Origin of the sequence: Anaerophaga thermohalophila str. Valhall, assembly GCF_000250735.1 — a bacterium.
Classification (GTDB): Bacteria; Bacteroidota; Bacteroidia; order Bacteroidales; family Marinilabiliaceae; genus Anaerophaga; species Anaerophaga thermohalophila_A.
The window spans coordinates 19,338-29,403 of record NZ_AHZV01000296.1 but is presented as its reverse complement, the minus strand read 5'-3'; the positions used below and the strand labels follow the sequence as shown (position 1 = coordinate 29,403).

Annotated in this window: 8 protein-coding genes; 4 read left to right on the top strand and 4 right to left on the bottom strand. The window is 41.9% G+C overall.

The genetic code is table 11. The annotated features are described in order from the left end of the window. Positions 1–182: 182 nt before the first annotated feature. The 4 genes from OQ5_RS0115535 to OQ5_RS0115520 form a co-directional block, all read right to left on the bottom strand. Positions 183–1,367 carry a class I SAM-dependent rRNA methyltransferase gene (locus OQ5_RS0115535; protein ID WP_016778369.1) on the bottom strand — a complete coding sequence of 395 codons (1,185 nt, stop codon included), beginning with the start codon at positions 1,365–1,367 and terminating at the stop codon, positions 183–185. A 17-nt stretch (positions 1,368–1,384) separates the two neighbouring features. Next, entirely contained in the window at positions 1,385–2,005 is a 621-nt protein-coding gene (locus OQ5_RS0115530) for a 3'-5' exonuclease (RefSeq protein ID WP_016778368.1), read from the bottom strand. A gap of 46 nt (positions 2,006–2,051) precedes the next feature. Continuing rightward, entirely contained in the window at positions 2,052–2,693 is a 642-nt protein-coding gene (locus OQ5_RS0115525; RefSeq protein WP_026055333.1) for a DUF5063 domain-containing protein, read from the bottom strand. A gap of 71 nt (positions 2,694–2,764) precedes the next feature. Next, positions 2,765–4,669: a RecQ family ATP-dependent DNA helicase gene (locus OQ5_RS0115520; RefSeq protein WP_016778365.1), complete on the bottom strand. Its 1,905-nt coding sequence runs from the start codon at positions 4,667–4,669 to the stop codon at positions 2,765–2,767. Positions 4,670–4,944: 275 nt separating this feature from the next. On the opposite strand from OQ5_RS0115520, the gene guaB reads away from it, so the two are divergent. The 4 genes from guaB to OQ5_RS0115500 all read left to right on the top strand — a co-directional run bounded on the left by guaB (position 4,945) and on the right by OQ5_RS0115500 (position 9,913). Beyond that, on the top strand, positions 4,945–6,414 hold the full coding sequence (gene guaB / locus OQ5_RS0115515) for an IMP dehydrogenase (RefSeq protein ID WP_016778364.1): 1,470 nt from the start codon (positions 4,945–4,947) through the stop codon (positions 6,412–6,414). A gap of 321 nt (positions 6,415–6,735) precedes the next feature. Then, positions 6,736–7,596, top strand: coding sequence for a hypothetical protein (locus OQ5_RS0115510; protein ID WP_016778363.1), 861 nt, complete (start codon positions 6,736–6,738; stop codon positions 7,594–7,596). Positions 7,597–7,623: 27 nt separating this feature from the next. Further along, on the top strand, positions 7,624–8,982 hold the full coding sequence (locus OQ5_RS0115505) for a peptidylprolyl isomerase (RefSeq protein ID WP_016778362.1): 1,359 nt from the start codon (positions 7,624–7,626) through the stop codon (positions 8,980–8,982). Positions 8,983–8,995: 13 nt separating this feature from the next. Next, a complete protein-coding gene (locus tag OQ5_RS0115500) occupies positions 8,996–9,913 on the top strand; it encodes a carboxypeptidase-like regulatory domain-containing protein (RefSeq protein WP_016778361.1) in 918 nt (305 codons plus the stop codon). The last annotated feature ends 153 nt before the right edge of the window (positions 9,914–10,066 follow it).

Genomic DNA, 10,066 nt, shown 5'->3' with positions numbered 1-10,066 from the left:
AAAAATTTTTTGTCGAGTTTATAGACACAATACTCCGTTAAGCTTTTGCAATACACTGCAAACCAATTGTTTGCATCTTAATGGGTTTGGCAGTTAAAATGCATTAGATCAAGGTTGTAACAATCATCTTACATCTTATATCTAAAAATCTAACGATCTATTGTGGACACGCACTAATCAGTTTATTCAACAAAAAGAACCAGCCCCTTCAGATATTCACTTTCAGGGTGATAGACACTAACAGGATGATCGGCTGGTTGTTCCATCTGGTGCATTATACGTACATTTCGTCCTGTTTTTGCAGCAGCTGAGAATACAGCTTTTCTGAAAGCATCACGGTTAATTACCTGGGAACAGGAAAAGGTGAAAATGATACCGCCGGGTCTGATGTTTTCGATGGCTTTTGCATTTAACTTCCTGTACCCCTGCAATGCATTGGGGATAACCTTCAGGTGTTTGGCAAAAGCCGGCGGGTCAAGTATCATCAGGTCATATTGATCTTTGCTTTTGTCGAGAAATCTGAAAGCATCTTCAGCAAAAGATTTATGCCTTTTGTCTCCCGGAAAATTCAGTTCTACATTTTGTTTGGTCAGTTCAATGGCTCTTTCGGAGCTGTCGACCGAGTCTACACTCGAAGCACCTCCCCGTAATGCATAAATGGAGAAGCCGCCGGTGTAGCAAAACAGATTCAACACATTTCTGTCTTTGCTGTATTTTTCCAGAAGCGCTCTGTTTTCCCGTTGATCAACAAAAAAGCCGGTTTTTTGACCTTTTTCGAAGTCGACCAAAAAGCGAAGGCCGTTCTCCATTGCCGTTTTGTCTTCGGTTTTTCCTCTCAGAAAGCCATTTTCGGGCTCAATCCGGGACTTATACGGAATGGTTCCTTCCGATTTATTGTAAATAGCTTTAAGGTCTGGCCCAAAAACATTTTCCAAAGCGTTGCACAGCATATCTTTTATTAGATACATGCCAACGGTATGAATTTGAAGAACTGCAGTTCCGTTATACATGTCGATGATGAGACCGGGCATGCCGTCACTTTCGGCGTAAACCAGGCGCCATGCATTGGTTTGGGCGGAATTTGTAAGGCCAATGGTTTTACGCAAAGCAAAAGCCTGTAGTATCTTTTTTGTCCAGAAAGCTTCATTCGGTTCCACTTTTTCAAACGAGAAAATCCTTACGGCAATAGAGCCTATTTGAGAATGGCCCATTCCCATAAAGTTTTCTTTGTGGTCATATACTTCAACCACTTCACCTTCTTCAATTTCCCGGTTCATTTTGTTGATGGCTCCGGAAAATACCCACGGATGAAACCTCAGGATACTTTGTTCTTTACCAGGTTTTAGATAGATTTTAGCAAATTCCATGTAGATGATTGGAAAGTTTAAGAGCTTTTCTTTTTTTGGTCGGCTTTAACGGGACTTGATGCGACGGGTTTCATTTTTTTTATTTTATTGTAGATTTTTAGTGCCACCCATGCATCAGTTGCTGCATACAATATTTGTCCTTCACTTAATGCATCGGCCTCCCAATTGGAAAGTCTCTGTCTTTTGGAAATGCGGATGCCAAGGAGGAGTCCTGCCAGATTCTTCAGGCTCAATACTTCTATTCCGTATTTTGGTGCCAGTTCCTGAATGTCAATAAATCCTTTTGGTGTGAAATTGTTGAGTTGCTGCAATCCTCTCAGATCATCACGTATACCGACTCCAACCTTCTTAATTCCGGGGTTCGAAAGAAGCTTTGTCAGAGCTCCGTTGAAACCGGTAATGTTCAGTCTGAACAGAAATGCCTCTTCTTCAGTGCTTAATTGTAGCAGAGCCACATCGTGCGAGACCCCTTTCTTAAATGATGGTTTGGTTTCGGTATCGAAGCCGATAATTTTCTCATTCCGGAGTTTTTCCACAACATGAGTTACCTGTTTGGGATCTTCTACTACATTTACAGTTCCTTCGAACTGCTTTAGTGGTAATTCCTTTATGTCCTCTTTTGTGATCTTATTATGCATTCAATATTTTGAGTTTTTTAACCGATTGGTGTTAACCTTGCTTTATTCATAAATTATCGCCATTGTGGTCATTTTGCCAGTCTTTTTGCATTTTTGATATCAACCAGTCTTCTTTATTTCTTTTGTCCTCAAGTGGATCAGCTTCATCATTTTCCTCGTCTATGTCTTCTCCATTGAAAGCAACTTCATGAAGAGCTCTGAGAACATTCACCAGCCTTTGACCCCAATATTCTTCAAAGTTGTTTACCAGTTCTATCAGTGCATCATTCATTATTTCTGTTACCGCGGTACGATAACTCATCAAAAAGTCTTTTACATCCTGATAGATATCGGAAAGATTTTCTGAAATGGTGGCTGTCAAAGGTTCCACGCTGCGTTGCATGTCGGCTGTAAAAACTTCGAGGTAATCGTTGTAGGGGCCCATTTTCAATAAAATGGCATTTTGAATCTGCTGATATTCCTCTTCCGATACAAATTTCTCAAGGAAATCGTCTTTGAGCATTGTTTCTGTCTTTGGCAAAACCGATGCTTTCAGATACAAAAGAGGTAACATTTTACGGCCTGTATCAACAAATTCCCTTCTCGGAAAATCCGGTGTTTTTTCCAGCCAGGCACAAAATTCCTTTGCAACCGTCACAAATTCAATGACATTTTTCGAATATACCGGATGTTCAAAATCTGTTTCCATATCGGGTGCAAAATTAGTGATAAATATTGATAATGTAGTGATTAATGTTGATGAATGCAAAAATAACAGAGCTACAGCCATTCCAATTCGCCTGTTTCAGTTTCTCCTATCACTTCATGGTCTTCCAGCCACTGAAGCACTTTTAAAGTTTTTTCCCTGTTGTACGGGAGCAATTCAACAAGTTCTTCTGCCTTCATCATTCGGCGACTGAGTTTTTCTTTTACGGTTAGTTCTATTTTCTTGAAGGTAGTATCGTCCAGTCCGGTCTGTTTCCTTGAAATACAAATGTCGCAAATACCGCAATTGTCCGACTTTGTCTGGCCAAAATAGTTCAAAAGAAATCTGCTGCGGCAGATATTAATAGACGAAGCATAATCGATTACTGCCTCGGTCTGATCCAGATATTTTTGTTTTCTTTCTTCATAGACTTCTTTGGGGAGCCTGATAAATCTTAACTCCTCTCTGGACTGGGTATAGCTGATCAAAGGTGTTTTGCGACGCGGGATATAATGAATGATTCCCATTTTGCCGAGTTTGGAGAGACCGGCATAAACGGTTTCAATAGTGGTGCCTGACTTTTTAGCAAGATCGGCTTCATTGATGGAGGCATATTCGGTGAAAAGTCCCGTGTAATTACGTAGTAATATTTTAATAAAAGGGTCTAAATCTTCGTTGGCTACCTGAAATTTGTAAAGATCATTTCCTTTCACCAGAAACATCGCTTTTGAGGGAATATCCAGTTCCTCGGTGAATGTGAGATATCCGGCTCTCTGAAGAATTTTCAGAGAGTTGTATACCGTCAGAATACTAAAATTAAAAGCACTGCAGAATTTTCCTATATCGAAGTCATAGACCATCTGAAAACCTGCACCAACCGGCAATTGAAAGAAGTTACCCAACGCATCGTAGACATTCTTAATGGTTTCAGGCTCAGGGAATGCGGTTTCTACCTGTTTTTTAAGTTTTAGCTTATCGTTGTCGCTCCATAGAAGCACTGCATAGGCCTTTTTGTTGTCGCGTCCTGCACGGCCTGCTTCCTGGAAGTAGGCTTCGAGTGAGTCGGGCGCATCCATGTGCACAACAAGCCGAACGTCGGGTTTGTCAATCCCCATTCCAAAAGCATTGGTGGCTACCATAACCCGGGTTTGGTTATGCTTCCACCTGTTTTGTTTTTCTTCCTTCGAAGCATAGGTGAGTCCGGCATGAAAATGTTCAGCACTAATTTGGTGTTGTTGCAGAAGGGATGCATATTCACGTGTTTTTTTGCGGCTCCTGACATATACAATGGCACTGCCGGCAACAGAATTAAGAATTCTAAGCAGCTGCTCTTCCTTGCTTTCTGTAGGCCTGACAACATAGGCAAGATTTGGCCGCGCAAAACTTTTTTTGAATACATTTTTCTTTTTAAAATGCAGCTGCTCCATTATATCATCCACAACGGTTGGTGTTGCGGTTGCAGTCAGAGCCAGAACCGGTACATCAGGAATAAGCTCACGAACTGCCGCTATCTTTAAGTAGGAAGGACGAAAATCGTATCCCCACTGCGATATGCAATGTGCTTCATCAACCGCCAGAAGGTTAATTTTTAAATGGGGCAGCTTTTCCAGGAAAAGATCTGTGGCCAGCCGCTCCGGCGAAACATAGAGAAATTTAGTTCCCCCGAAAATGGCATTATCAAAAGCCACTTTTATTTCGCGATAAGTGAGCCCTGAATGAATGGCGGCGGCTTTTATTCCATTTCTTTTCAGATTTTCTACCTGGTCTTTCATTAAGGCAATAAGCGGTGTTACCACGAGGCACAAACCTTCTGTAGCCAGGGCAGGCACCTGGAACGTGATGGATTTGCCTCCGCCGGTTGGCATCAGCGCAAGCGTGTCGTTACCTTCTCCTACCGAGCGGATAATAACTTCCTGGAGAGGACGAAAACTGTCAAATCCCCAGTATCTGCGCAGAATATCCAGATATCGATCAGGCATGAGGCAAAATTAGTATTCCTTCTGTTTTTTGAAGATAAAAAACTGAGAATTTCTTACCTTTGCCAAAATTTTTAAACTGCTTAATTCATAAGTTTTCGGCACGAGATGTTCAAGTATCAAAAAAGACAAGCAACACCTGATAAATTTGAAACAGTGAACAAGTAATCTGTTTTCAGTTTAAATTTACAGCGGACATTGGTGTTTTGCCGATTCTTGAGCATCGCGACAGAAGAAAATATGAAGGAAGCAGGTAAATACCTAAAAAGCATCAGCCCATGTCATTTTTTGAAGACAAAATCGCATCCGATGGTTTGACTTTTGACGATGTGCTCCTGGTTCCGTCATATTCGGAAGTGTTGCCTCGCGAAGTCGATTTATCCACCCGTTTTTCACGTAACATTGTTTTGAATACTCCAATAGTTTCGGCTGCAATGGATACTGTTACCGAAGCGCGTCTGGCCATTGCCATTGCCAGAGAAGGAGGTATCGGGGTTATTCATAAAAACATGTCTGTTGAAGAACAGGCCAAACAGGTAGAGGTAGTAAAAAGAGCCGAGAACGGGATGATCTACGATCCGATAACTATAATGCGCGATCGTACAGTCGGAGATGCTTTGGCGTTAATGAGCGAGTATAAAATAGGCGGGATACCGGTAGTTGACGAAAAGGGCTATCTGGTTGGAATTGTAACCAACCGCGATCTGCGTTTTGAAATGGATTACAGCCGTTCTATTGAGGAGGTGATGACTTCCGACAATTTGGTTACTACCAATCAGACTACCGATCTGGAAAAGGCAGTTGATATTCTGCAGCGACACAAAATTGAAAAGTTGCCGGTTGTTGATAAAGACAACAAATTGATAGGATTGGTGACCTACAAAGATATTACCAAAGCAAAAGATAAACCTTTGGCCTGCAAAGACAGCAAGGGTCGCCTGAGAGTGGCTGCCGGAGTGGGGGTTACTGCCGATACCTTTGAGCGTATTGATGCCCTTGTGAGGGCAAATGTGGATGCAATCGTTATTGATACCGCCCACGGACACTCCCGGGGCGTTTTGCAAACCTTGAAAGAAACCAAGCGCAGGTATCCCGGTCTTGAGGTCGTTGTTGGAAACATTGCAACGGCAGAAGCAGCCATTGATCTGGTTAAAAACGGCGCAGATGGCGTGAAGGTGGGCATCGGACCCGGCTCTATTTGTACCACCCGTGTCATTGCCGGAGTTGGTGTTCCTCAGTTGTCTGCTATTTATGATGTTCACAAAGCCTTGAAAGATACCGATGTACCCCTGATTGCTGATGGAGGACTCAGGTACAGCGGAGATATTGTTAAAGCCCTTGCCGCCGGCGCACATTCTGTTATGGCCGGTTCTTTATTTGCCGGCGTGGAGGAATCGCCCGGAGAGACCATTATTTATAATGGCCGGAAATTTAAGACTTATCGTGGAATGGGTTCCATTGAAGCGATGCAACAAGGTTCAAAAGATCGTTACTTTCAGGATGTGGAAGACGATATTAAAAAGTTAGTTCCCGAAGGAATTTCTGCTCGTGTTCCTTATAAAGGGACTTTGTATGAAGTTATTTACCAGCTTATTGGTGGATTGCGTGCAGGTATGGGGTATTGCGGTGCCGGCAGTATCGAGGCACTTCATGGCGCCAAATTTACCCGTATTACCAATGCCGGCGTTATGGAAAGTCATCCGCACGACGTGACCATAACGCGCGAAGCACCCAATTATTCGAGATAAAAATTGTTCTGAAATAATCCAGCAAACCCGGACAACGCAAATCCGTTGCCCGGGTTGTTTTTTGATTCCACAGTATAAGAATAGTTTGTAACAGAACAAACAAACCATTATTTTTGTATTTGTGGTTGCATTTTCCAACTTCGTAAGCTTTGCAAATGACACTTTATGAACAGACACTGTTTATTTGTGATGGCTTGCATACAGGAATCTTAATTCATTGTTATTGGTCTGATGGAATTCGCAACTTTTTATACCGCACTCATTGATTGTATAAAACAATTAATTACCAGTTTTTCGTAAAAGTTTAACGAAGTATTGTTGATGAAGATTAATTTATTAAAACAAGTTGCTGTTCTTTTGCTGTTAGCAGGTTTTGCAGGTGCATGTGAAAACATTGAAAATAATGAAGGTACCACTCCCGTAGTAAGAGTTGGGGAGGAGGTACTGACAACCAATGATCTTAAAAAGGTACTTCCTGATGATGTAAATGACGAAGACAGTGCCGCTCTGGCCGACGATTATGTGAATCGTTGGGTAAGGAATAAACTCTTTCTCAGGCAGGCAGAGTCCAATCTTACAGAAGAAGAGAAAGATGTAAGCCAACTTTTGGATGAATATCGCACTTCCCTGCTTGTTAACATTTATCAGCAGAAAATGCTGGAACAAAAATATTCTCCGTTATTAAGCAACGAAGAGATAGAGGAATATTATAATGAAATGCAGGATAACTTCACGCTTCAGGAAAATATCATTCGCGGTTTGATCCTAAAGCTGCCACTCGATGCTCCCAATATTTCAGAAGTGCGTCGCTGGTGCCGCTCGGCCGATTCTGAAGATTTGGTTCAGTTGGATCGATACAGTGCGCAACATGCAAGATTGTATCATGCTTTTCTGGATAAGTGGACCCCATTTCAACGCATAAATGCCAGCTTGCCGGACCCTGTTCGAAATGAGGAACGGTTTTTGCAATATAACCGCTATTACGAAAAAACAGACGATAAATACAGATATTTTTTGGTGGTAACAGATTTTATGACCATTGGAAATACCGCCCCCCTTAGCTATGTAGAAGAGCGCATTCGTGCTATTCTTCTGAATAAAAAACGGGCAGAATTTATTAACAGTCTGGAGAAAGAATTATATAATGAAGCACTTCAGAAAAAAATCATAAATTTCTATTAAACTTGTACCATCTTTATGCCAAAACTTATGAGCAAAATACGAAACCGGTTTTATAAATTTCTTTTTATTGCCTTGTTTTCTCCCGCGGTTGTGACGGGACAGAGTAATGTTATTGATGAAGTTATAGCTGTGATTGGAGATGAGCCTGTTCTTAAATCGGATATTGAATTTCAATATCAGCAGGCTCTGATGGAAGGAGCTGAATTTGCCGGAGATATGAGATGTCATATTCTGGAACAGATGATGATTCAGAATCTTTTGCTCGAACAAGCTAAAATTGACAGTATAGAAGTTAGTGAAAATCAAGTATTAATGACGGTTGATCGGCAGATCAATAACTTTATTAACCGTGCCGGTTCGCGTGAAAAACTGGAAGAATGGCTTAATAAATCGATACTCCAGATTAAGGAAGAACAAAGGGAGTTAGTCCGTAATCAAATGCTGACACAGCAGATGAGGCAGGAGATTACCAAAGATGTTAATGTTACTCCTCTGGAAATCAGGAGGTTTTTTAGGGAAACGCCAGAAGATAGTTTGCCCAAAATGCCGGCTCAATATGAGTACCAGAAGATTGCTATTACACCTGAGATCAGCCAGGAAGAGATTGAACGGGTGAAAGCACGTTTGCGTGATTTTCAGCGCCAGGTGAGGGAAGGGCGTGATTTTGCAACACTGGCTGTTCTTTACTCAGAGGACCCTAACAGTGCAGCACGAGGCGGAGAACTTGGCCTGACTCCACGTGCCAGTCTGGTGCCTGAATTTGCACAGGTAGCCTTTAACCTGCGCGACAAAAATAAAGTCTCCAAGATTGTGGAAACTGAATTTGGCTTTCATATCATGCAGTTGATTGAGCGGCAGGGAGACAGGATAAATGTTCGTCATATTCTTTTAAAACCAAAACCTTCGCGCGAGGCCATCGAAGAAGCCCGCGAAATGGCTGATTCACTCGTGTCTTTAATACGAAAGGACAGTATTTCTTTTGAGGAAGCTGCCTTGCGATACTCTTCCGATAAAGATTCCCGTGCCAATGGGGGATATGTTATCAATCCCCGTACACAGTCTACGAAATTTGAACTTCAGGAAATTCAGCCTGATATTGCGCAGAAACTGGAGAAAATGGAGGAAGGGGAAATTTCGGCACCGTTTCTAATGAAAGACCAGCGACTTGGTGTCGACCAGTTTACCATCGTAAAACTCACAAAGAAAACCCCACCTCATACCGCAAATATGGTTGATGATTACCAGACGATAAAACGAATGTTGGAGAATAAAAAGAGCGAGGAAACTTTCAGAGACTGGATACGAAAAAAGCAAAGAGAGACCTACATAACCATTAAAGACGAATGGAAAGAATGTGGTTTTGAATTTAAGGGATGGATTAAATAATCTGATTTCTAAGATGACCGGAAATATTATTAAAATATCGGGCATAATTTTTGGAATAACCGTTTTATTTTCCGGTTGTGCCCGGGAAGTATACGATATTACCTGGCAGGGAATTGTAGCCGACGAAACTAATGGCAGACCGGTTCCGCATGCCCGGATTTCAGCTGCAGCGACTTATCAACAGAATATTGACGAGACAGCTGAAATTAACCGGTATTCGTTAAGCGATGAATATGGCCGGTTTAACCTGTCTTTTCCAAGGGCTTTTGGTTTAACGGTAAAGGTTAATGCTCCCGGCTACCTGGGAGGCTTACAATACAAAGTGGTTAAAAAGTCCGTTCTGAAAGACACCCTTTTTATTACGCCTCATCCTTTTGATGCGAGCCTGATTGTCCGAAGAATGGATTTTTCGTCATTCTCCTCCGAGGTGCCTTTTATCCGTGAAACCCGGATTTTGGATCAGCCAAATGGAAAAAATCTGGTAAGATGGGGTTTTGATTTTCTCTCCGGACAGAACACATTCCACCTTGACAGTGCTGATATCTGGATAGAAATTAATGAGCAGAACGGTCGCATTATTCTGAATGCTTCACCCCGGGGGGGTATATTCCCTGTCCAGAACAGCAGTCCCGAATTCTTTTTGACCGGCATTACCCAGGCGCCTGAAACTGGTTATCAAAAAAGTTATATCCTGAATGGCAATGAAGCCGGATTCTTTATATTGTGCCGAAACGGGGTGAATATTGCAAAAATGATTCCCGAAGATAAAATCTGTGTTTTGTCTTACACTGGAGCTGATGGTCAGACTGTCCGTGAAAAGGGGATTCGCTTCGATTATTTGTTTCAGCCCGACTTGAAGAACCGCCTGTCATTTCCCGTATCGGCATCGGTTTTGGATATGGATGGCAAGATTGAGGGGGTCTCCAATTAACTTGCTTTATTTATTTTTTAACGACTGATGGAACTCGCATGGAAGAATTTATAATTGTTAAGTTGTTAATATTGTTAGAGTGTTATATGTTTTATCACATCCTCTGACAATCCTGACAATCCCAACAATCTATGTGGCAAATCTTGCCATGCT

Bases quoted from the DNA above. Each gene is read 5' to 3' on its own strand.
- OQ5_RS0115535 (WP_016778369.1), bottom strand. From the start codon at position 1,367: ATGGAATTTGCTAAAATCTATCTAAAACCTGGTAAAGAACAAAGTATC.
- OQ5_RS0115530 (WP_016778368.1), bottom strand. From the start codon at position 2,005: ATGCATAATAAGATCACAAAAGAGGACATAAAGGAATTACCACTAAAG.
- OQ5_RS0115525 (WP_026055333.1), bottom strand. From the start codon at position 2,693: ATGGAAACAGATTTTGAACATCCGGTATATTCGAAAAATGTCATTGAA.
- OQ5_RS0115520 (WP_016778365.1), bottom strand. From the start codon at position 4,669: ATGCCTGATCGATATCTGGATATTCTGCGCAGATACTGGGGATTTGAC.
- guaB (WP_016778364.1), top strand. From the start codon at position 4,945: ATGTCATTTTTTGAAGACAAAATCGCATCCGATGGTTTGACTTTTGAC.
- OQ5_RS0115510 (WP_016778363.1), top strand. From the start codon at position 6,736: ATGAAGATTAATTTATTAAAACAAGTTGCTGTTCTTTTGCTGTTAGCA.
- OQ5_RS0115505 (WP_016778362.1), top strand. From the start codon at position 7,624: ATGAGCAAAATACGAAACCGGTTTTATAAATTTCTTTTTATTGCCTTG.
- OQ5_RS0115500 (WP_016778361.1), top strand. From the start codon at position 8,996: ATGACCGGAAATATTATTAAAATATCGGGCATAATTTTTGGAATAACC.